The 22938-nt window shown below is 47.3% G+C and carries 17 protein-coding genes; 9 read left to right on the top strand and 8 right to left on the bottom strand.

The window, feature by feature from the left end; all coding sequences use genetic code 11:
- Nucleotides 1–415 precede the first annotated feature (415 nt).
- The 6 genes from KDM90_RS15340 (at nt 416) to KDM90_RS15315 (ending at nt 8747) form a co-directional block, all read left to right on the top strand.
- On the top strand, nt 416–2218 hold the full coding sequence (locus KDM90_RS15340; protein ID WP_212676491.1) for a PAS domain S-box protein: 1803 nt from the start codon (nt 416–418) through the stop codon (nt 2216–2218).
- 66 nt (nt 2219–2284) lie between these two features.
- Complete coding sequence (locus KDM90_RS15335; RefSeq protein ID WP_212676490.1) at nt 2285–4702, top strand: two-component system response regulator; 2418 nt, start codon at nt 2285–2287, stop codon at nt 4700–4702.
- Between the two features lie 284 nt (nt 4703–4986).
- Complete coding sequence (locus KDM90_RS15330; RefSeq protein WP_212676489.1) at nt 4987–5649, top strand: TetR/AcrR family transcriptional regulator; 663 nt, start codon at nt 4987–4989, stop codon at nt 5647–5649.
- A complete protein-coding gene (locus tag KDM90_RS15325; protein ID WP_212676488.1) occupies nt 5642–6640 on the top strand; it encodes an HlyD family secretion protein in 999 nt (332 codons plus the stop codon). Before KDM90_RS15330 ends, KDM90_RS15325 begins: the two co-directional genes overlap by 8 nt.
- On the top strand, nt 6637–7593 hold the full coding sequence (locus tag KDM90_RS15320) for an ABC transporter ATP-binding protein (RefSeq protein ID WP_212676487.1): 957 nt from the start codon (nt 6637–6639) through the stop codon (nt 7591–7593). The genes KDM90_RS15325 and KDM90_RS15320 overlap by 4 nt, the downstream gene beginning before the upstream one ends.
- 2 nt (nt 7594–7595) lie before the next feature.
- Entirely contained in the window at nt 7596–8747 is a 1152-nt protein-coding gene (locus KDM90_RS15315; protein WP_212676486.1) for an ABC transporter permease, read from the top strand.
- 164 nt (nt 8748–8911) lie between these two features.
- Here the strand turns inward: KDM90_RS15315 and KDM90_RS15310 are convergent, their stop codons facing one another.
- The 6 genes from KDM90_RS15310 to KDM90_RS15285 all read right to left on the bottom strand — a co-directional run bounded on the left by KDM90_RS15310 (nt 8912) and on the right by KDM90_RS15285 (nt 17838).
- Nucleotides 8912–11587, bottom strand: coding sequence for a M1 family metallopeptidase (locus KDM90_RS15310; RefSeq protein ID WP_212676485.1), 2676 nt, complete (start codon nt 11585–11587; stop codon nt 8912–8914).
- 326 nt (nt 11588–11913) lie between these two features.
- Nucleotides 11914–13311 carry a cytochrome c gene (locus KDM90_RS15305; protein ID WP_212676484.1) on the bottom strand — a complete coding sequence of 466 codons (1398 nt, stop codon included), beginning with the start codon at nt 13309–13311 and terminating at the stop codon, nt 11914–11916.
- Complete coding sequence (locus KDM90_RS15300; protein WP_212676483.1) at nt 13308–14063, bottom strand: c-type cytochrome; 756 nt, start codon at nt 14061–14063, stop codon at nt 13308–13310. The genes KDM90_RS15305 and KDM90_RS15300 overlap by 4 nt, the downstream gene beginning before the upstream one ends.
- Nucleotides 14064–14292: 229 nt before the next feature.
- On the bottom strand, nt 14293–16515 hold the full coding sequence (locus tag KDM90_RS15295; protein WP_212676482.1) for a carboxy terminal-processing peptidase: 2223 nt from the start codon (nt 16513–16515) through the stop codon (nt 14293–14295).
- 362 nt (nt 16516–16877) lie between these two features.
- The gene (locus KDM90_RS15290) at nt 16878–17327 is read right to left on the bottom strand and encodes a hypothetical protein (RefSeq protein WP_212676481.1); all 450 of its coding nucleotides are present in this window, start codon (nt 17325–17327) and stop codon (nt 16878–16880) included.
- Between the two features lie 76 nt (nt 17328–17403).
- Entirely contained in the window at nt 17404–17838 is a 435-nt protein-coding gene (locus KDM90_RS15285; protein ID WP_212676480.1) for a GFA family protein, read from the bottom strand.
- Nucleotides 17839–18214: 376 nt separating this feature from the next.
- Between KDM90_RS15285 and KDM90_RS15280 the strand changes: the two genes are divergently transcribed.
- Together KDM90_RS15280 and KDM90_RS15275 are read left to right on the top strand one after the other, a co-directional pair.
- A complete protein-coding gene (locus tag KDM90_RS15280; RefSeq protein ID WP_212676479.1) occupies nt 18215–18550 on the top strand; it encodes a PadR family transcriptional regulator in 336 nt (111 codons plus the stop codon).
- Nucleotides 18551–19522: a hypothetical protein gene (locus tag KDM90_RS15275; protein WP_212676478.1), complete on the top strand. Its 972-nt coding sequence runs from the start codon at nt 18551–18553 to the stop codon at nt 19520–19522.
- Nucleotides 19523–19612: 90 nt separating this feature from the next.
- Here KDM90_RS15275 and KDM90_RS15270 read toward each other — a convergent pair whose 3' ends face one another.
- A complete protein-coding gene (locus KDM90_RS15270; RefSeq protein WP_212676477.1) occupies nt 19613–21136 on the bottom strand; it encodes a sensor histidine kinase in 1524 nt (507 codons plus the stop codon).
- Nucleotides 21137–21141: 5 nt separating this feature from the next.
- On the bottom strand, nt 21142–21783 hold the full coding sequence (locus KDM90_RS15265; protein ID WP_212676476.1) for a response regulator transcription factor: 642 nt from the start codon (nt 21781–21783) through the stop codon (nt 21142–21144).
- A gap of 465 nt (nt 21784–22248) precedes the next feature.
- Here KDM90_RS15265 and KDM90_RS18060 point away from each other — a divergent pair, with 465 nt between their 5' ends.
- Nucleotides 22249–22905: an energy transducer TonB gene (locus KDM90_RS18060; protein ID WP_230409830.1), complete on the top strand. Its 657-nt coding sequence runs from the start codon at nt 22249–22251 to the stop codon at nt 22903–22905.
- Nucleotides 22906–22938: the final 33 nt, after the last annotated feature.

The raw sequence follows: 22938 nt of genomic DNA, 5'->3' as shown, positions 1-22938 counted from the left end.
TTCAATTTATGCCTTCCGCATTCGTGGTATGAGAAAGTATCTCCGTCACTCAGTGTTTGGATCTTAATGGTTTCTGCACAGCGCTAGGCGATTGACCAAGATTGCTTAATCGCTAAATTTCGCTCAAGCATCTTCAAAGTGACATGATTTTATCGATGATTTATAACTAACTTTATAGCTAACTTTATAGCTAACTTATAAAGGGAAATAGAGAATTTTACGTGTAAAGATTAGCAATCTTACACCCGATTTATTTGTCCCCAAACAGGAGCACATCCAAAATCAATTCAATTCCACAAGGAAACTTAAACTGGAGTAGTATCCTCAAAACTTGATCGAAAATTCGACCCAATTGGATCACGCCGCTAGAGCAGATTTCATTTGATCGGTTCAACAGATGTCAGGGGGAACGAAGATGCAACATACATCGTTTGAGGAAATGGCAGCGCTGTTTGCCTTGATCCTTGATCACGTCCCCATTGGTGTGGTCATTTTGGATGCCGATTTGCGCCTCCGCTTTATCAACCAAAGGCATGCGCAAAACAACCGCATGGATACAGCCGATCAAATAGGCAAAAAACCGCGCGACTATTTGCCCGAAATCGCCCACATTATTGAACCCAAATTACAATTTGTCATTGACCATGGCATTCCCCTTCTTAATCAGGAAATTCAATCACGCAATCAGACTATCCATGGTCAAGCAATTCATCGCTTAGCGCACTATTACCCATGGAAAAATAAACAGGGGGAAGTACTCGGCGTCTTCGGCATTATTCTTGATTCGCAAGTCGATCAATTTTCCGAAAGTTTGCTCAAAGAGAGCGAGCAACGCCTACTCAATGTCTTAGACAATCTATTCACCTTCGTTGGCGTCCTTGAATTAGACGGCACGGTCAGTCATGCGAATAAAGCGCCATTAGAAGCTGCGGGCATCACCATTGAGGATGTTCGCGGCAAGAAAGTGTGGGAGACCTATTGGTTTGCGCACGACCCGCATTTGCAAGACAAAATGAGAGAATGCGTTGAACTTGCTTTGCTCGGCCATATTTCTCGTTTTGACATGCAGGTTCGCATGCGCGATGGTCAATTAATGTGGATCGATTTTATGATGGCTCCCCTGCGCGATAGCCTTGGGAATATCACCCATTTAATCCCGTCTGGCAATGACATTTCACAACGTCATCATGATGCTGAGGCTTTAGCGATTTCTGAAGCACGTTTTCATTCGATAGTAGATTCCTCAGACGAAGCCATCATTTCTAAAAATCTCGAAGGGATAATCACGGCATGGAATCCCGCAGCAGAACGCTTGCTCGGATACACTTCTCACGAAGCCTTAGGGCAAAAAATTAGCCTGATTTTTCCGCCTGATAAAATCGACGAAGAACGACGAATCCTGCACCAAATCGGTCAAGGTGAACATGTCTCGCCTTTCGAGACCGTCAGAATTCATAAAGACGGCTACCCAATCGAAGTGTCGGTCACCATCTCACCGTTAAGGGATAGACACGGAAAGATCGTCGGTGCTTGCAAGCTTGCGCGGGACATCCGCCTTCAGAACCAACAACGATCGCAAATTCAACGCTCACTCCAAGAAAAAACGGCGCTTTTGCACGAAGTCCATCATCGCGTTAAAAACAACTTGCAAATCGTTTCAAGTCTCTTAAATATGCAAGCGCGCAAAGTGTCAGATGACGCCGCGAAAGCAATCAATGAATGTCAGATTCGAATTCGCTCTATGGCATTGGTTCATCAATTACTCTATGAATCTGACAATCTATCGAATGTCGATATCGTCGACTATTTGCAGCAACTCATCGCTTTAAATAAAACGAGTTATCAAGATCTCCAAGGAGACATCGATATCCACTTTGAATGTGAGGTCGGTGCGGTGTCGCTCGACGTGCAACGTGCGATTCCTTGCGGACTCATCGTATCAGAACTCATTTTAAATGCGTTCAAACACGCATTTAAAGATAGACAGTCTGGCAGAATTCAGGTGCGCCTTAGTGCAATCGACGATCAACAAAGTCCCAAGTTAATCGCGCTTCAAATCAGTGACAATGGCTGCGGTCTTCCTACGAGTTTTGCTTGGGGTGGCCGTCAAAGTCTCGGCGCACAACTCATCCCTTTATTTGTACAACAATTGCGTGCCCACCTCGAAACCCACAGCGATCAAAACGGGGCAAGTTTTCTTATTTCTATTCCGTGTTGAAGACCAAGCTAAGATGATTTCCTTATCGTATTCAAGCTGGTGCCCTAACAAGAACAGGAGTTCTCTATGCAAGTCGAGCGTATCCTAATTGTAGAAGATGAGCCCGTCGTGGCATTGGATCTACAACAAACGCTAGAAGAGATGGGGCACAAGGTGCTTGCAATTAGCCATAGCTTTGAAACTGCGCTCGAGGCTGTGGTACGCGAGCAGCCTAGTCTCGTCATGATGGATATCAATCTGCAAGGTGACATAGACGGTATTGATGCTTGTGATGTGATCTACCAATCATGGCGAACACCGGTCATTTTTCTAACAGCCTATGTCGATGAAAAGACCATTAATCGCGCTGCCGCGTGTCATCCTTTTGGTTACATAATGAAGCCCTATCAAAAAAAGGAATTGCACGCTGCATTGCAGATTGCACGCGCTCGCCACAATGTAGAAAAAGCATTAGCTCGATCTGAGGAAAGACTAGCATTAGTGGTCGAAGCTGCTGATTTGAGTATTTGGGAATGGAACTCGGAAGATCAACAATTGACGGGGGATCCGCATTTCCAGGCTTTGTTTGGCACGCAATTACAACCCTACACAAATAGTCTTCAAACCCTGTTGCAAAGGATTCATCCTGACGATCACGCGCAAGTTCGTAAAATGCTTTCTATCACAGGATTTTTTAATTTCGCGTTTCGCTATCTACAAGCCAATGGCGACTATTGTTGGCTTGAGTTATATGGCAATCTACGTGAGAGGAGTGATGGTCATGTATATGTACTCGGCGCGGTCCGTGACATCACCCAAGAAAAGCAAGTAGAACAACAACTGCTTCAATCTAGTGTCGTCTACAGTGCGGTGGCAGAAGGCATCATGATCCTCGACGCACATGGCCAATTGATCTCAACGAATCCTGCGTTCACACGCATGACAGGTTTCAATGAGGACGAGGTATTAGGGCAACATCCCGCAGACTTTTTACTCATTCCGCAGCAAGACCAACCTAGTTATGCCAACATCGCAGCAACGATTGAGGGGGCTTGGTCAAGTGAGGCGCTTTGCCAATGTCGCGACGGGCGCGTATTCAATACACTTCAACAAATTTGCGCGGTACGCGACGAACAAGGAAAGCTCATCCAATTTGTTCATACCATTGCTGACCTGACCGCGATTCGCGCCTCTGAAAAGCAACTTGTTTATCTCGCCTACCATGACTCGCTAACACGCCTACCGAACCGACGCATGCTCATGGATAGACTTCAGCATACGATGCTCGCGAGCGATAGAAATGCGCAATTCGGTGCGATCTTATTTATCGATCTTGATAAATTCAAACTGCTCAACGATACACTTGGTCACGATGTAGGCGATATTTTATTAACCCAGGTTGCAGAACGCTTACAAGCATGTGTTCGGGAGTGTGACACCGTCGCACGATTAGGAGGCGACGAATTCATCGTCATGCTCGAGCAATTGCAATCCGACTATGAGCAAGCGAAATTACAGGCAAACGTGGTTGGTAAAAAAATACTCGACGCGCTCAATATGAAGTATCAATTGGCTACACACGAGCATATCTGTACGCCGAGTATGGGCATCGCCTTGTTCCAAGGTAGCGAAATCTCGGCAGATACAATCTTAAAACGCGCCGATTTAGCCATGTACCAATCCAAAAAACTAGGGCGAAATCAAGTGAGTTTTTTTGATCCCGACGCCCTACCCCATTTCATTGAACGTCGAACCTTGGAATTTGAATTGCGCGACGCTCTTCAGAAACAAGAGTTTTTACTACATTTTCAAATTCAGGTTGATCACTGGCGGCAACCCATCGGAGTTGAGGCTTTAATTCGCTGGCAGCATCCAGAACTCGGCTTGCTCCTCCCAAGCGACTTCATCCCACTCGCCGAGGAAAATGGTGCAATTATTCCCATTGGCTTATGGGTTTTGGAGCAAGCATGCCAACAACTCAAGGCATGGCAAGCCTCGAACAAGACGGCGCAATTGAGCCTGTCGGTGAATATCAGCGGAAAGCAGTTACAGCAGGCAGATTTCGCCCAGCAGGTCTTAGCGCGAATCGCGCAGTATTCGGTTCCTGCCCATCTCCTCCGTTTAGAGATCACCGAAGGCGTGTTATTGGGAGAGATTGACGCGATCGTTCATAGCATGAATCAATTGAATGCAGCGGGTGTGCGCTTCGCTCTAGATGATTTTGGTGTGGGCTATTCCTCCTTGCAGTATCTTAAACGACTCCCCATCGATCAACTCAAAATCGATCATTCGTTTATACAAGATTTAGAACATGATCAAAGCGATCGCACTATCGTCAGGACCATTGTGGCGATGGCTAACAATTTGGGTGTTGATGTCATTGCAGAAGGTGTAGAAAATGAGTTGCAACTCGAATTATTGCGCAATAAAGGATGCGTCCATTTCCAAGGATATTTGTTTGGACGTCCAATTGATATCCGTCAATTAAACGGGTTTCTATCTTAAGTCGCTATCGATCTGAGTGGGCAAGCTTGATCACAAGGCGACAAGTCATGAGCCGAAATTAATCATGAGCCGAAATTAAATCTTCACGAAGGAAGTTTGGCATGCAATTAAGCTTCAATGCTTTGAATTGGCGCTTTGATTGCATACTTTGATTCCATGTTCTAGCAATTCCATTGAGATTTTACGCATCCAAGCACCCGCAAAAGGAGCTTGACAGAACTGCCCAAAAATTCGACACTCTCAATTATTAGTCAAACACCTAATAATTGAGAGATTGCCGAATCATGGCGCGCCCTTCGCAAAATATTGACCAAGTTTTACTACAAAGCGGGCGCGAGCTATTTCCGCTCTGCGGCTGCTATGACCTATCGCTGCGGGCACTGACGGAACATGCCAAAGTGAATATGGGGATGTTTCACTATCACTTTCGGACCAAAGACAATTTCCTTGCGATTTTGCTGCAATCGATGTACGAAGACTTGTTCAAGCAATTGCAAGCGGAAACGGAACAGCCAAGATCTACACTAGAAAAACTCAAGCACACCATGCTGCGCCTCGCAGGTTTATTACGTGAACATGGAGGTTGGCTCGGTCGTGTATGGGCCGACGCGGCCCGTGGTGATCAAGTCGCCCAAGACTTCATGAGGAAAAATGGCTCAAGGCATATGCAGCTGATCATTTCGCTGATTTTTCAAGCGAAGCAAGAGCAAGTATTGGCTGATATCGCACCGATGCAAGCCTTTACTTTTCTCATGGGTTCGATTGCGGCACCCATGGTGATTGCACCACGTGTGATGCAAATGGGCTTTGCGCCACAATTTTTTCATGAACAAATGCAAGAAACGGTGCTCAGCGATGATGCGATTGTCGAGCGTGTTGAACGTGCCTTGTTTGCTCTGACCATTCCTAAGACATCCCTACCATGTGGAGAAAAGCATCATGCGTAAGACAATTATTGTGTTTGCTTTGTCGGCTGTTTTCTTTACCCTAAGCGCCTGCACCCCATCGCCGAGCAAATCATGGGTGGGCTATGTCGAGGGCGAATATCTTTATATCTCCTCGCCACTCGGCGGTCGCATCGAAACATTGAACGTCCTCGCAGGTCAAGAAGTCGCGCAAAACGCGCCTTTATTTAGCCTAGACAAAGAAGCAGAAACTGCCAATATTGAGGAAGCCAATGCGCGTGCAAAGGCGGCGCGGGCGCTGTCTTCCAATACGGAAAAAGGCAAACGCACCGAGGAGATCGCCGTAACGCGTGCACAACTAGTGAGTGCCGAAGCGCAAGCCAGCCTGGCGCAAAATGAACTACAGCGACAACAACAATTGCTCGCACAAGGCTTTATCTCAAAAGCCAAAATCGAAGATGCTACGACCAATGTGAAACTTACCCAAGCCCGCGTAAATGAATTGAAAGCCGCATTAGCCGTCGCGAGTTTGCCTGCTCGCATTGATGAGCGAACAGCCGCAGGTGCCAATGCAGTTGCGGCAGAACAAGTACTGCGCCAGACCAATTGGCGTGCTAAGCAAAAGACCGAAATGGCACCGCAAGCCGGCTTAATCAGCGATGTGTATTTCCGAGCGGGCGAAGTCGTCAGCGCGGGGCAAGCTGTCTTAGCGCTATTGCCGCCGGGCCATGTCAAGTTACGCTTTTATGTACCTGAGGCAGAATTAGCCACGGTACATGCGGGCGATGCTGTCAGCATACATTGTGACGGCTGTGGCACACCGATTACTGCGACGGTGACCCGAATCGCCAACCAAGCTGAGTACACGCCGCCGGTCATTTATTCCAACGCCCAGCGCGCCAAGCTGATGTTTTTGGTCGAAGCACGACCCGATCCAGCCGTCGCTAAACAACTCCATCCTGGTCAGCCGATTGAAGTAAAACGCAATAAGACGGCACTCCTACCATCCGCACTATCGGAGAAAAAATCGTGAACGGCTTAGCGATTGACGTCAACGGGCTCAGCAAATCCTACGGTGGTCGCGCTGTGGTTGATCAAGTGGATATTCAAGTAGAGCAAGGAAGAATTTGTGGCTTCCTCGGTCCCAATGGAAGCGGAAAAACGACGACCATACGCATGCTTTGCGGATTGCTAACACCCGATGCGGGCAGCGGTACTTGCCTAGGCCTCGACATCTTCAAAGATGCCGCCAGTATCAAACGCCAAGTTGGCTACATGACCCAAAAATTTGGTTTGTATGAAGATCTATCAATACGCCAGAATTTAGACTTTGTCGCGCGATTGTTTGAACTCCCACATCGTAAAGACGCAGTGGATGCGTCACTCGAACGCCTAGGCTTAACTGCACGAGCCTCACAATTGGCAGGCGCATTATCTGGTGGATGGAAACAGCGTTTAGCTTTGGCTGCGTGCTTGATTCATACGCCGCGTCTATTGCTACTCGATGAACCCACCGCAGGGGTCGACCCAAAAGCACGTCGTGATTTTTGGGATCAAATTCACCAACTTGCGACAGAAGGCATTACCGTCTTGGTGTCGACCCATTACATGGATGAAGCAGAACGTTGTCACGAATTGGTTTACATTGCTTATGGAAAAATCTTAGCGCGCGGCACCGAAGCACAAATCATCGATCATTCACAGCTCAAAGTATGGACAGTAGAAGGTGATGATCTGGGAAAAATTTTAGAGCCACTAAAACATTCTGAAGGTGTGTTAAGCGTGGCTGCCTTTGGTAATGCGGTCCATGTCGCAGGACTCGACCAAGATTTGGTCATGGCGGCTCTGGAAGGTGTTCGCCAACGCCATCCCTTGAAGATTGCGGCAAGTCGTGCCAATTTAGAAGACGTGTTTATCAGCATGATTGCGCAAGCGCCGGACAACTTTCAACTGCACTCTCAATATCAGCAAGAGCGAGGACGTTGACCATGACCCACTTCGCAACGCTTGTGCGCTTTTCATGGAAACGCTGCCTCGCCGTATTCATCAAGGAATTTCAACAAATGATGCGGGATCGCTTAACTTTTGCGATGGCTGTTGGGATACCCATCATGCAATTGATCATGTTTGGTTATGCGATTAATACCGATCCCAAAGGCTTACCAACCGCACTCGTGAATTTAGACCATGGTCCTTTTGCCCGCAGCTTCACCGCTGCGTTGCAGAATACGGGTTACTTTCGGATGGATTTTAATCTTAAAAGCGAAAGCGAAGCGGAGGATTTGATTGAACAGGGCAAAGTCCAATTTATCGTCATCATTCCACCGCGCTTTACCGAAAAAGTCGTGCGCGGTGAAAAACCTAGCCTACTGATTTCGGCAGATGCAACGGATCCTTCCGCGTCAGGCAACGCGATTGCAGCACTCAACGCCATCGCTCCGCTCGCCCTAAAGAACGACCTGGTCGGCCCATTCCAGCGTCTACAAAGCATGCCACAAGCTTACGACATACGCATACATAAACGATATAACCCCGAAGGTTTGTCTCGCTACAATATTGTGCCTGGCCTCATCGGGACAATATTGACAATGACAATGGTCATGCTTACCTCACTCGCCATGACACGGGAGCGTGAACGCGGCACCATGGAAAATCTGTTGGCCACACCGGTTCGTCCTGCGGAAGTCATGGTGGGAAAAATTTTGCCCTATGTTGTCATTGGCTACATACAACTCAGTGTGATTATGAGCGCGGCCTTGATTATTTTCGATGTACCGATGATGGGAAGCTTGTCACTACTATTGTCGCTAATTGGTATCTTCATCATGGCCAATCTCGCCGTTGGATTTACATTTTCCACGATTGCCAAAAATCAGCTGCAAGCAATGCAGATGACCTTTTTCTTCTTCTTACCGTCGATTCTCTTGTCTGGTTTTATGTTTCCTTTCCGAGCAATGCCAGAATGGGCGCAAACCATTGGTGAAGTTCTGCCACTGACGCATTTTTTACGTATTGTGCGGGGCATTCTCTTGAAGGGGAATTCTATCGCCGAGCTAAGTCAAGAACTCTGGCCGATGGTCGCATTTCTCGCCGTCGCCGGATTCGTGGCGCTGAAACGCTATCGTCAAACTTTAGACTAACTGAATTTACTGGACATTTGGCTCGCAAACTCCACCGCCAATGCGGCATTGCTTACCTTAGGATGAAAGCGCAAGATCCACGATTGACACGAGCACGAATATAAAAAAAACCGCTGCAAGAATTTGCAGCGGTTTTGGTAAAGATCATGAAAAAGGCATTAGCTTCATTGTGCATCCAACCAGGCTTTCAACGCCGGCAATCGTTCCTGTTTGACTTTCATTTTATATTGTATTCCTGCAATAACCGTATCAACTTCTCTGCGCGCACTCACATCAAGATGGGTTTTCGCAAAAGACTCTAATTTTTCGATCATTTTGGGATCTGTCGATTCTGCTGCAAGCAAGGGAAAATAACGACTGCGTGAAGTCGCATCTACTCTCTCATTGATCTTGTCGATATGACTTAAGGCAAAATCGAAGGCTAAATCAGGATGTCCTCCCGCCACCAAACGTATCATTCCCGCACTAATCGTCAAACCGGGTTCGTCTGTCAATGCCAAATCCAAGGCACGTTGCGCTAACAGAGGATCATTGCTGGAAGCTAATAACTCATAATAACTTTGACGAACCAAAGAAGACGATTCGTTTTTTGCTTGCGCATGCAAGAGATCCCATGTTGCCTGATCCGCGTTTTCTGCAACGATACTGAGTATGAGCAAACGCAGCGCTGCTGGGACTGCATTCGGATCGAGTTGCATCTGATCAAAGCGACGCTTCACTTCCGCTAAGACGCTAGGTTCACCGAGCTTACCCAGGACACCAATTAAATTGGAACGAAGGTTAGCCATATATTCCGCCTCGCCAGTTTTGGCATCCCAGCCCATTGCCTGCAAGAGCGGAGTCAGGCGTTGAAATGCGAATTGCTTGAATGCTTTCTCGCGTGCCTCATCTCCTTTCAAATACCCATCTATCGTCGAAAAAACGCCGGCGATATTGCCCCACACATGGCTACTTGCATTGGCCGGAGTCGCTTTTGCAAGATCTAAATAATTGGCGATATTTTCTTGACCCGCCAATCCTAGAGCCCAACTATCGGTCAAGATACCCACCTGATCAATTGCCGACACCTCTGAGAAATGTTGTACCAGTTGCGCGAATACCGGTGGCGCGTACTGGGTTCGGTAATATCCCATTTGTCCTGCATTCACAACGACCACGCCACACTCTGGCAAAACCAATTTTGCTTGGCCGTTCACAACCAAAGTTCTTCCCTCAACTTTTGTTCCCGCAATTTGTGCAACAACTGGCACACGCCAGTGCAAGGGCTTTTTGTTTGGCAAATCTTTGGAAAACTCACTTTGACGCAAGCTCACAATCGCCTTGCCATTTTGGCAGACGACGTTCTCGACGTAGATCAAAGGAACGCCTGGTTGTTCCGTAAAGTCTTTCGCAATGGCGATGATTGGTTTCTTGGCAGCTTTTTCGACTTGTTGCCACAAATCACGAGACTGCGTATTGGCATACGCATGTTTTTTCATATACCCGCGTACTGCGGTACGCCACGCGTCGGCTCCCACGTAATTTTCCAACATACGAATGACAGCTTCACCTTTTTGATAAGTAATCGTATCAAAAGCTTGGCTCGCCTGATCAACTGTTGTGATCTTTTGTACGACAGCATGTGTCGTCGCTAAGGCATCACGCCCAATCGCCTGTTCACGTACTGAGATAGCATTAAACTCAGGCAACCATTCAGGATGAAGACGCATCATCGTGCGATTCTCCATCCATGAAGCAAAGCCTTCGTTCAACCACAAATCATCCCACCATTGCATCGTGACCAAGTTACCGAACCATTGATGCGCAGTTTCATGCGCAGCTGTCACAAACGCTAATTCTTTGTTTGCGTGGGTCGAAAAAGCAGGGTCAAGCAAGATTGAACTTTCAAATGTAAATATCGCACCCCAATTTTCCATTGCGCTAAAAAACTGACTACTACCAGGTGCAGCAATATTATCCAACTTCGGCAAAGGATAGCGCACACCAAAGTAGTCATTAAACTCGCGCAATATCCCTTTAGATTCTTCCAATACATAGCGTGCTTGGTCCAGGCTTCCACGTTTGGCGATCACACCAATTTCCGTCCCCTCCGATTCAACGGTAGCCCGTTCAAAATCACCGACACTGAGAAACAATAAATACGTCGACATCTTCGGTGAAGTCGCAAATTTCACCCGCGTTTTTCCATCACCTAACGCTGTCTTCGAAAGAACAGGCATATTACTGACTGCGAGCTGTACGCTAGGAACTGTCACTTCCAAATTGAAAGTTGACTTGAACATTGGCTCATCCCAAGAAGGAATGACACGACGTGCATCCGAATTTTCAAACTGGGTATACAAGGCGCGCTGTTTTCCACTAGGGCTATCGTAATCCAATGAGAACAATCCGACCGCTTGGGTACCAATCACACCTTCGTATTCGAGCTCAAGTTGATATCGACCGGTTTTCAGCTGTTGGGAAAAATCGAAACTGGCTGTCTGTGATTCAGGATGGAGGGTGATCTTTGGGTTGTCACGTAGCAGGCGCCCCTGTCCATCCAATAGACGTACTTTATGGAAACGCAAATCCACTGCGTTTAAGGTTAAGACTTGGCGTGCTTGTAACACATCCAAATGTATTTTCACTTTGCCGCTAAAACTCGCCTCGCTAGCATTCGGAATTAAAGCAACATCGTAATGCAGTGGGCGTACGCCGCGCGGCAACTGCGTGGTGACCTTAGCAAGCTCAAGCAAGCTTGGTGACGTGTTCTTCTGAAATGGGGCTACCAAAGCAAAGGCACTCAAACTACTGAGGCCAACGACACTGGCAATCGCGATTGCCATCAATTTCAATTTCATATTTTCCCTTATTTGACTCTTGTATTTTATTGTATTGGTTGTCACCACCGTCCTGCGAAGGGAGTCAGGCTGAACTCGATCAATACCTTATGAACGAGCGTTCATAAGGAAGCTCCTTCTGCGAAAAAAATCGATGACGACAAGCCTATTGTAATAGAACATAGTCTTGCTCTATTACTAAAGCTTAGTCTGTACTCTGTCGAATTAGTTCCCGCTCTCGCTCTCTCTATCCTTTCAAGCCATACAAGATTGCTTGAATACCTTACTTAATTTCCATACTTTCCCCACTCATCAAGTTGCAAGAGCGGTTTAGTTTAGCGAAAGCGTTAATCAAGATTGGCGGTACGATACGGATTGACTTCCGATGCAAACACGACACTGGCCTGATTGCCCCAAGCATTGCGAATATACGTCAGGACTAGTGCAAGCTCTTGATCATCCAAAAACGGGGCGAACGGCGGCATACTATAGGGTCGTGGATTCGATCTTGTTGCTGACGCAAATCCGCCGGCCAAGATGACCCGTAAGGGGTTCCCAAAATTATCCATTTGTAGCGAACGATTTCCTTGCAAAGCGGGATAGACACCCGACTGTCCTTCGCCTTGTTGCCCATGACAATCCATGCAGTGTTGCCGATAAATTTTCTCGCCACGCATCATCATAACTTCCATTTGAGAAGCATCGAATGATGGACGTGCTAGGACTTGATCCAACATATCAGGAGCAGCACGTATCTGGCGTGGCAATGATTGTAGGTATTTCACCATCGCGACGGCATCTTCTTTGTGTAAATATTGCAGACTTTCCCTTACGACTTCAGCCATCGGTCCCTGCACACTAGACTGCTGATTCACACCATCGTGTAACAACTTAACGATTTCCTGCGTGTCGCGACTGCCTAAATCGAGCTCCTCCTTCGCCAACAGTGCAGCCGCATACCACCGACTGCCAAACATTTCGCCCCCAGAAAAATCATTCGTTCCATTGTTTGCACCCAAACTGTTGCGACTACTATGACAGGCACTGCAATGCGTCAAGCCACGGACCAAATAGGCACCGCGATTCCATTCCGCACTTTGTTGCGACTGGACTGTTAGTACGCCAGGCTTAAAGTAAAGCGCACGCCACCATGCAAGGGCAAAGCGCTGATCATAAGGAAAGGACAAACGATGTTCGGGATTGCGCTGCGATACGGATGGCAAAGTTTGCAAATACGCGAACATCGCATCAGCATCATCACGCGTGATATGGGTGTAATTCTGAAAAGGGAAGGATGGATATAGCAAGCGTCCACCTTTCGCTTTGCCATTATGCAGTGCATTCCAAAAATCCTCGGCACTCCAATCACCGATTCCGGTGGCTTTATCAGGAGTGATATTCGGCGTTACAAATTGCCCAAACTCAGTCTGCATCAGGCGGCCACCAGCAAAAGCGACCCCACCTCGTTGGGTATGACACCCTTGGCAATTGCCGAGTTTGACTAAGTACGCACCGCGCTCAAGTAGTTCTTTCGTGAGTGATGCATTGGCGGCGCTGAGTTCGTTGGCGCCCTTCGCCTGACCCGATCCAGATCGAAGCACATGATCAGAAGTACGATTGCTTTCGGTGCGTGCCGCATGCTGATACGAATCGCCAAGTTGATAACCGTACCAAGCCAACAGAATAAATCCAAGCATCAACAACCAAAAAAGTCGCGACACCACATATTTTATTTTCCTTATCATGGTTGAATGCTCCCGCAACGCATAGGAAATTGCTGATCTTTGGTCGCTGTCATGGCTTTGGATTGCACTGGAATCGTTTGATTCGCAAGCCATGCTGAAACGGCGGCGATATCTCCCGCGTCAAGTTGTCTTGCAATGCTTTGCATACAATCAGGCGATGATGCGTGCCGATTACCCGTCTGCCACGCACCCAGTTGGGCGACCAAATAGTCGCGAGGCAGACCAAGCAATCCCGGCACAAATGGCGCTAGCCCTGTCATCAGTTCACCATGACAAGCGACACAGGCAGGAATTTTCTTTACGCGGTCGCCCAATTTCACCAAAGACTCACCGCGTTTCAGCTCAGCCACGCTCGCTGGCGTTGGCTGAGGAGCGGCATAGGGAGGATTCAGTTTGGAGAAATAGTCAGCGATTTCGCTCAAATAGCTCTCGTTCAAATGACTCAGCATATACGTCATCATTGGATAGCTACGTTTCTCATCGCGAAAGTGACGTAATTGATTCAATAAATAGCCACTTGGTTTTCCAGCGATGCGAGGGTAATAACCATCGCTCGTTGCGCGACCTTCTGCACCATGGCAGGCCGTGCATGCCTTTAGCCTTTGCTCTAAGGTATCTGGGATTTTTTGGGCTGAACTGAATTGACACAGAATCAGCGCTGCAAAACACGCCACAATCCGCCAAAATTTAACATACCGCAAGGAGCTTGGAGAGGCATCTCCAATGTGATCGTACTGCGTTGTGAGTAACATCTTCATTCACCAACAAAAAAACAAAAGACGCTGTTGCGCGCACGTTACCAACCTCGCGGTCGTAAGGCACAAACAACAAGCGTCTTCTGTCGATACTTCATTCAACTCGACATATCGATTTCAAAACTTGCGCACTCTGAGGTGTATCTCAATTTTAAGGCAAGCAACTTGGTCAATACGCAAAACAATCTTGCCCAGTCATCGCGATACGACTTTCCGTCCTTCAGTTTTACTCGACTTCTTTACTCTTTACGCTCGCGCGCGAGATCGTTTTATCAGCGAGACGTTTGCTCGACTTCAGCAATTCAATTTCGTCGCTCAATATGTGTGCGGCTTCAATCAACAACACATCTTTCGCTTCTTTACTGGCTTTTTCTGCTGCCAATTCGGAGGCGAGGCTACGTTCACTGCCTTGCAAACCATCATCTTGGGTCGCTAATTTGCTCGCATCACCTTTGGTTTTCACTTTACCTTCTAGGCTAGCGCGAATCGCTTCACGATCCTTAATTTTTTTCTCGCGAGCATCACGTTCTGCGCGGCGCTCTTCTTCATTCAAAGAAATTTCTTTCTTTTCTTTTTGCTTTTTGAATTCCGCGACATCCTCTTTGATGAATTGGAATTCTTTATCTTTTGCGATGCGCAGCTCGTGACGTACTTGTAACATCCCCTGGATATCTTTTAAATTTCCCAAAGCATGATAATTCGCTGGTTTAATTTGCACCCATGGCAATGCGTTGTCATAGCTTGATTCACCATAGCTGTCCGCATCTGTGAAACTAGGATAAGCAATGTCAGGCGTCACACCACGTAATTGCGTGGTGCCACCGTTCACACGGAAAAACTGCGCGACGGTCATCTTCAGGTCGCCATACTGCGCCTTTTCGCTACGCGCCATTTGATCTAAGCTGATTACAGTTTGGACTGTGCCTTTGCCAAAGCTGTTTTCACCGATAATCAGACCGCGACCATAATCTTGAATCGCTGCGGCAAAAATCTCGGACGCAGACGCGGAGCCTCGATTGATCATCACGCCCATAGGTCCATCCCACGCAATTACGCCTGCACTATCATTTTCGACATGGATTTTCCCTTGCGAATTGCGCTGCTGTACAACAGGACCTTTTCCGATGAACAAACTGGTTAATTCAACTGCCTCATTCAATGAACCACCGCCATTGTCACGTAAATCGATTAACACACTATCGACTTTTTCCTTTTTCAACTCCGCCAATAATTTGGCGACATCCCGTGTCGCGCTCTTAAAATCTTTATCGCCACGGCGACGCGCGTCGAAATCTTGGTAAAAAGTCGGCAGCGCAATCACACCAATACGGCGCGTACCCTCTGCTGTTTTGACTTCTTGAATCGATTTTTTTGCGGCCTGTTGTTCAAGGGTGATCTTATTTCTGACCAGCAAAACTGTTTTGTGTGCGCCATCGGGACCAGCATCAGCAGGTAATACATCTAACAAGACAGTCGTATCTTTCGGACCCCGGATCAATTTGACTACATCGTCCAAACGCCACCCCATCACATCAACAGGTGTACTATTCGCCCCTTGGCCGACACCAACAATCCGGTCACCCACTTTCAACTTACCGGACAAAGCAGCTGGGCTACCAGGTACTAATTCCCGTACGGTCGCCATTTCATCTCTATCTTGCAAAGTCGCGCCAATGCCTGTCATAGACAAACGCATAGAGATATCAAAATCTTCCGCTGCCTTTGGTCCAAGATAGTTGGTATGCGGTTCGACTGACATCGCATATGCGTTCATAAACAGTTGAAAAACATCTTCGCTCTTCAACTTGTTCATCCGCGTCAAAGTCGTTTCATAACGTTTTTCTAAAGTTGTCCGAATTGCGGCGGGATCTTTCCCTGCTAATTTGAGACGCAGCCAGTCATTCTTGACACGTTGACGCCACAAATCTCGCATTTGTTCTTCGCTTTGCGGCCAAGGTTCTTTTTCGCGCTGATAGCGATAGCCTTCTTTTTGTGTAAAATCGAAATCCGTCTTCAGCAACTCACGCGCGTAAGTCAGACGTTCCTTGAAACGCTTGTGGTAGAGATTAAACATCTCAAAAGGCGTACGCAAATCCTGTCCAAGAATCGCATCATCTAATTTGTCACGGGCTGCCGAAAATTGATCAATGTCGGACTGCAAGAAAAAAATTCTGTCACCATCAAGTGACTTAACATAGCGATCAAAGATCTTTTCTGACATGGCGTCATCTAAAGGCATGGCCTTATAGTGAAACCGGGTGAAAAATTCGGCCGTCATATTGGCGGCTTGGATTTGTTGTGGTAGCGGCTGAAAATTCAGAGGAGCCACAGCTTGGCTCACTTTAGTGTTATCAGCGGCGTTGGCGAGCACCACTGAACTTGATTCAGCGGTGGCAAAATGAGCGGATACCGCGATGGCAATTGCCATTCCAATCAAGGTTTTCTTCATCGTCTTTCTCCAAGTATTCGTATAACAACAATTACACCATACTGTCTTTTTAAGTGTAATCAACACCACTTTTTCTCATATCTACATACGAATAGTTTTTACTAATATTTCTTACTAATATTTCTTACTAATATTTCTTACTAATACGCAAATCTGACTAATCGCGCTGACCAATCATAGATGGGGACCGATATCTAGCACGATCATAGGCTAGCAGCATATCACTTGTTGGGATTTCCCACATCCGCTCAAGCCTGACTTTCCGCTGTTTCTACGACGTTTTTTGTAACGGTATGTTGTTCCGACCTGTTACAGAATGTTAAGTTCCAGCCATTTGAATATCCGACCACAAATATGAGCAACTAATTCGCATCGCCCCGACTCAGCAAACTTTGATGAACAAGGCGAAAACCGCAAAAGAAACCGAACCCAGCGGCGCCCCAAACAAGCGCGGCAACTATTTCAAACGTATTGCGCAGCTCGGGGTGGCTCAACATCAAAGGCCACAATATCAGCGCGCGACAAGAACAAATGCATGCCATCCCAATCAAACCCGTCCGCAAAAGTGGCAAGCGTCGAATATGCCCAAGGGCTGACAAAGCATACAGCGCACAGATTCCCATCAGTAAGGCGATTACCGCACCACTAACTGGTGCGAGCCAAGTACCTTGACGTGCCGACTCGACAATACTCGGCGGCGCACCAAAAAACGCATACCAAGTTGGTCCAGCAAATAATGCGACAACATGAATCAAGACGCCTATTATGGCAATCGTAGCCGCCACATAGACTCCAAATTGAGTTTGCTTCATCTCTCTATTCCCCAATACCATTCACTGAACCAGCGATACCTACACGTCTATTGATCGATGTTTTTCCCAGCAGGTTTTAAAACCAATAGTCAGCAACACATTTTCCATCGCGCGGCAAATCCTCGAAACTGATCAATCCATCAAAATGATCGATGGGTATCTGCGCCACCTCGGCGGGCTCGGCCAAGCGCAAGTTCACCGCCAACCGGCGTCGTCCAAGTTCGTCGAGTTGTAAGCCACGCCAATGGGTAACACAAGAACATACTGGACACGAATGAAACTCCAATGCTTTTCCGCGTACATAGGTCTGCGTGCGGCCAGTCACGACGATGCCACCCGTTACTCCAGTTCCTCCAGTTCCTCCCTTGGCTCCGGTTACCGCATTCTCATAATCATAGGCCCACAGAACACCGTACCGCCTGCACGCTGTGCAATTGCACGCGGTTGCGCCGTCGGGAAGATACGGAAATCGCCAATTCACGGCGCCACATAGACAAGTTCCACTCAACATCGTCATCTCCTTATTTATTTCAATGTTCTACCAAACACTCGCAAGACTAAGTACGGATTTTCAACAAAACCCTACGTATCGCTTGCACACGCTTATCTGATTACCACGACATTCCGATCTCAAAATTCACCAGCATCGATCTCAACTCATTATTAACTTAAGTGCAACAGCTTCGTTTCCATCGCGATTGTTAATCTACGCAAAATTGCAAAGCTAGCTAGACCAAAAAGGTGACCAGTGCGGGATTGTACAGCGCATTTTCCCTCCGACGATTGAGTGAAAACCAAGTTAATCCCTGCCTACTTTATAAAACACGAGGAAAGAAAATGGAAAAAAGTTCTTGCTTTACTGTGCAACACACAGTACAGTGCACCACATGGGTACAACAGATCATTTTAACAAACTCGAACTTGAATTAAGGCGCGGTGTCGTCGTCCTGGCGACGTTGTCTCAACTCCGCGAGCCTCGTTACGGTTACGAGTTAAGACAAGCATTGACAAGCCAAGGGATGAACATCGAAGAAGGCACGCTTTATCCCTTGCTGCGACGTTTGGAGACACAAGGCTTACTCAAAAGTGAGTGGAGAATTGACGGAGGGCCACCGCGTCGCTATTACGCATTAAATGAGGATGGCCAGCGATTACTCGATCAGCTCAGCTCTTCATGGCATTCCATGAATGAGGTGATGGGACGATTGTTAAAGGAAGTTTAAATGAATCCGAATCAAATAATTGAATCTTATGTCCGCGACGTCGCAGCGCATCTACCGCGCGGCATGCGCAATGATGTCGCGTTTGAACTTCGCGTGCTTTTGCAGGAAGAACACCACGCGAAAACCGAAGGCGCCGTCGACCTTTCCGACACCACAGCCGTGATGAATTTACTCCGCGAATTTGGTCATCCTCACGAGGTTGCCGCCCGATATCGCCCCAACTTCACAGTCATTGAACCAAGCGATGGCCCCCGTTTCATCCGCCTAAGCATCATTGGATTGCTGATCATTTGGTCACTAGGACTCCTAACAAGTTGGCAACAATTAAGTTCAGCGCCAAACAATGTGTTGCAACTACTCGTTAAATGGTGGGGCGGAACGGTCATTCCTTCACTGTGGTGGCCAGGCGCACTAGTTACCAGTTTTGCCATCGCGTCTTGGGTCAAAAAACGTTGGCCTCGGTCGTCCAACTGGAAACCAAGTGACCCAGATCGCATCGTCGGCGGGCGCCTTAGTCTTGCTTTCGCCATTGTCGGCATGCTTTGCGGGATCATCATTTTGATCCAACCTACTTGGATATTGGATTTCTTTTGGAATGGCAAAGCAGCACCCGCGGCTTACGCCGCCTTAACCTACAGCGAGTCTTTTCTGCAACGCCAAGCAGGTCCACTATTCATTCTTATCACGCTGAATGTCCCGTTTTTCATCGCCGTCATGATACAAGGTCGATGGAGCAATCGACTCCGTCAATTCGAGTTGACCTTGAGTTTGCTGACATCAAGCGTCATTCTTTGGACTATTGTTGATGGGCCAATATTACTAAGCGAGGTCAGCGACAAGACAACAAAATTTCTCCTCGTGTTATGCCTAATTTTTACCCTATTCCATTTGACGATACAGTGGATGCGCAAAACGAAACCAAACTTAAGTCCGACGGCGCTGTATTCTCAAGATGTCAGACAATCACACTAGAAAAATAGTCCCCATCGAAGTAGAGGTGAACGAGCACATCATTAGCCATGTGCGCGCGCGGTCGCTAATCAAAACTCTAAGGAGTGGGTCTTAAGTTGCAGGCAAGGAGATCCGAATCTCGGTTCCTTGCCCAACTTCACTACGCAATTGAAATTCGCCACCCCATGCCAAAACCCGTTCGCGCATGCCCGAAATACCGATTCCAGCGACGGCCTGCTCTGGATCGAAACCAACTCCATTGTCTTTTATCTCAATACATAACTGCGTGGGCTCGAAACATCGAGTCAGTTTTATTGAAACTTGGGTAGCCTCAGCATGCTTTAAAATATTCGAACAAGCCTCTTGCACAATCCGATATACGGAAATTGCCAAATCTGCGTCTAATTGCGTCAATTCACCTTCTGTGGTGAATTCAAAATGACAGGCCTCATGTCCAGCATTATATAGGCGCAGCATCTCTTCAATTGCGCCTTCTAATCCCAACATATCGAGAACTTCAGGTCGTAGGCGGCGAACCAAATTGCGCCCATTGGCATACAGATCTAGCGCCAGTTTAACAACTGATTTTGCCCGCTCTTGTATTTCTAAGAAAATTGGTGCGTGGTCACCATTTACTTCGACTCGACTCGCCATTTTTGCAATGCGCTCTGCCTCTAGTCGCACCGCGATCAACGAAGCATTCAGTTCATCGTGAATTTCCACAGCAATACTTTGTCGTTCATTTTCAACTATCGCGTTAACCTTATGAATTAAGCGTCGCTTTTCCGCGTCTGCTTTGAGTGCTTGATTGCGAGATTCGGTGAGCTCTTTGGTGCGCTCGACAACCGTATCCTCTAGCAGTGTCTGCGACTGATGCAAGCTGCGAGCCATCTCATTCAAGGAACGCTGTAACTCACCGACCTCCCCCCCATGCGTCAGCGGAATTTGGGTGTTTGTGCGTCCCGCACTGATATCCTTCAGAGCCTCAATTGCTGCATGCAAAGGACTAGTCAATCCCTTAGACAAATACCATGCCAAACATCCGCTTGCAGCGAGCGCGAGCAAAGACATCAATAATTCGATCGAGAATCGATAGCGCTGCTTATCGAGCAAATAGGTTCTCGTCATGGTTACACGAACATACCCCAGAATCGTTTGGGCTTTTTCCTTGCTTTGGGCAAGCTCATACCGTTCGTGATTCTCGGTATGTAAATTCACCCAAACCATGTGACGCTTAACGGGCAGCTCGACAAATTTCACTTCTGGCTTTGCCCGCCCCGCATTTTCAACGTGACTCATCTCGACCTTATTGGCGTCCACAATATCAATCCGATAGACATTCTGATCCGATTGAATGACGCCATAGATCATTTGCTTGATACCCTGTACATTTCCAGCGATCAAATTGTATTCAACACCGTCTGCAAGCGCCGTGGTGATGGTTTTTGCGCGAGCATTCAACTCATCTTCGACTTCTCTCAAGCGCGCGAAATAGGAATAAGAGAGTAAAGAAAAAAACAGATAAAAGACTGGAAATACGGCGATCACCATCAATCGCGTACGGATGCTCCAGCTACGCCATCTTAGAAACCAAAAAAAACGGTGCCATGAAGCTTGTTGGGTGTCAGTATGCATATTACCTAAGGCTCGATCAGGCCATGTTTAACAGCAAGCTTGGTGATTAATGCAGGACGATGGATTCCTAATTTTTCTTTCACTGCTTGACTGATATTGCTAATCGTTTTTTGCGAGAGATCGAGTTTCTCTGCAATTTCGACATTGGTTAGTCCTTCTGCCATCAACTTAAAAATCGCTAAGCTACGCTCATCTAACAAGGTTTGCGGTGAGGCATCGCCGCGCACCGACAGGTTTGCTAAGCGTTCAGCGATATGCGGCATGAAATACAGTTCTCCTTGGCTCGCTCGATGTACCGCAACCGCCAATTCTGCTGGATCACAATCCTTGGTCACGAACGCTTTTGCGCCAAGCCGATAAGTCTCTTTGATCAAAGCATCTTGATCGAATTGACTCAAAAACACGATCTGGGCTTCGCGATGCTTTTCCATGATTTGTCGTGCCGCATCAAGGCCTGTCATCTCTGCGCCAAAACGAATATCCAAAACCACGACATCAGGGCGCAATGCCTCAAATTGCTGCACAGCCTCCTGCGGAGTTTTCGCCTGCCCGACCACATTGACACCCTCGGCACTGAGTGACATCGCAAAACCTGTCATCACAATAGGGTGATCATCGGCTAATAAGACTCGAATCATCTGGCTCATACACTCTTCTCTATTAAAAGTCCTTCATTCCCACGTAAGCAACCCAGTCAGGCGAATCGCTATGAATCCGACTCGTTTAGCCCAGCTTGATCTCATGCTCTACGCTCACCACAATTTTACTAGTAAATAGCAATTGTATGTTCACAATCAACTGAAATCACTCAATCACCAATGAACCAAAAACTTATCAAGAGCGACATTTCATACAAAACGACACGCAAAGTGGAGTGATCGCATTGCAATTCAAGTCATTGTTTTAGAAGGATAAATTTTAATAGCAACTATTAATGTCATTTAAAAGCAATTAAAAATAAAAAATATTCCTTTATTTTTGCTAGTTACTAGCATAACATGATTCCACAAACACGCAAATCGATGATGTGTACAGCCCCTCGTAGGCCCCATGTATTCCTTCATTGTGAAGTCTGTTTGGTCGCCAGATCCCTATCTACTAAGGAGCACAAGATGACTACGCAAAGCTATGAACAAATTCCCAAAAGAAAACTGACCTCACTGACGGTTGCTGCATTGCTGCACGCCGCAGCGATTGGTCTCGGTTTACAGGCAACCAATGTCATCGATTTTCGACAAGCGCGCATTATCGAACTCGCAACAATCGAGCCTATGCCGCCGCAACCTGCGCCCGAGCCCCTGCGAGAACCACCAAAAACGATGCCTTTGCCGACTTTGATCGAACCGCCACCACTAACACAAATCAATTCCGGTCCCAGCATCACGACCGAGAGGCGCGATCCGGGTGAACAAATAGAAACTGGCTCAGGTGGCACTACTGAGTTAATGACAGGCAAAACCGACGTCATCGCGCCACGCGCGCCCATTCGTATTGCCGCACAAGTCGATGCGCATGCTTGTGCTAAGCCTGACTACCCATCGAGTTCTATCCGCAATGGTGAAGAAGGCATCGTGCACCTTGCGATGCTAATTGGTGCAGACGGTCGGGTTTTGGAAGGCAAGGTTGAAAAATCGAGCGGCTCGCGCGTTCTCGATAAAGCCGCAATTCAAGGCTTGAGTTTATGTCAATTCAAGCCCGGTAGCGTCGATGGCATCCCTGAAAAATCTTGGGCAAAACTTCAATATGTTTGGACCCTTGACCAACCATAAGTGCGAATAGGTATTGCCATCAATTTGCAAGCA

This window comes from Affinundibacterium fentianense, from assembly GCF_018139545.1.
Lineage (GTDB): Bacteria > Pseudomonadota > Gammaproteobacteria > Burkholderiales > Burkholderiaceae_D > Undibacterium > Undibacterium fentianense.
Note: the sequence above shows the minus strand (reverse complement) of the source record. Positions and strands in the feature narration are given on the sequence as shown.

Bases quoted from the DNA above. Each gene is read 5' to 3' on its own strand.
- KDM90_RS15340 (WP_212676491.1), top strand. From the start codon at position 416: ATGCAACATACATCGTTTGAGGAAATGGCAGCGCTGTTTGCCTTGATC.
- KDM90_RS15310 (WP_212676485.1), bottom strand. From the start codon at position 11,587: ATGAAATTGAAATTGATGGCAATCGCGATTGCCAGTGTCGTTGGCCTC.
- KDM90_RS15300 (WP_212676483.1), bottom strand. From the start codon at position 14,063: ATGTTACTCACAACGCAGTACGATCACATTGGAGATGCCTCTCCAAGC.
- KDM90_RS15285 (WP_212676480.1), bottom strand. From the start codon at position 17,838: ATGTTGAGTGGAACTTGTCTATGTGGCGCCGTGAATTGGCGATTTCCG.
- KDM90_RS15270 (WP_212676477.1), bottom strand. From the start codon at position 21,136: ATGCATACTGACACCCAACAAGCTTCATGGCACCGTTTTTTTTGGTTT.
- KDM90_RS18060 (WP_230409830.1), top strand. From the start codon at position 22,249: ATGACTACGCAAAGCTATGAACAAATTCCCAAAAGAAAACTGACCTCA.
- KDM90_RS15330 (WP_212676489.1), top strand. From the start codon at position 4,987: ATGGCGCGCCCTTCGCAAAATATTGACCAAGTTTTACTACAAAGCGGG.
- KDM90_RS15305 (WP_212676484.1), bottom strand. From the start codon at position 13,311: ATGATAAGGAAAATAAAATATGTGGTGTCGCGACTTTTTTGGTTGTTG.
- KDM90_RS15295 (WP_212676482.1), bottom strand. From the start codon at position 16,515: ATGAAGAAAACCTTGATTGGAATGGCAATTGCCATCGCGGTATCCGCT.
- KDM90_RS15280 (WP_212676479.1), top strand. From the start codon at position 18,215: ATGGGTACAACAGATCATTTTAACAAACTCGAACTTGAATTAAGGCGC.
- KDM90_RS15335 (WP_212676490.1), top strand. From the start codon at position 2,285: ATGCAAGTCGAGCGTATCCTAATTGTAGAAGATGAGCCCGTCGTGGCA.
- KDM90_RS15265 (WP_212676476.1), bottom strand. From the start codon at position 21,783: ATGAGCCAGATGATTCGAGTCTTATTAGCCGATGATCACCCTATTGTG.
- KDM90_RS15325 (WP_212676488.1), top strand. From the start codon at position 5,642: ATGCGTAAGACAATTATTGTGTTTGCTTTGTCGGCTGTTTTCTTTACC.
- KDM90_RS15315 (WP_212676486.1), top strand. From the start codon at position 7,596: ATGACCCACTTCGCAACGCTTGTGCGCTTTTCATGGAAACGCTGCCTC.
- KDM90_RS15290 (WP_212676481.1), bottom strand. From the start codon at position 17,327: ATGAAGCAAACTCAATTTGGAGTCTATGTGGCGGCTACGATTGCCATA.
- KDM90_RS15275 (WP_212676478.1), top strand. From the start codon at position 18,551: ATGAATCCGAATCAAATAATTGAATCTTATGTCCGCGACGTCGCAGCG.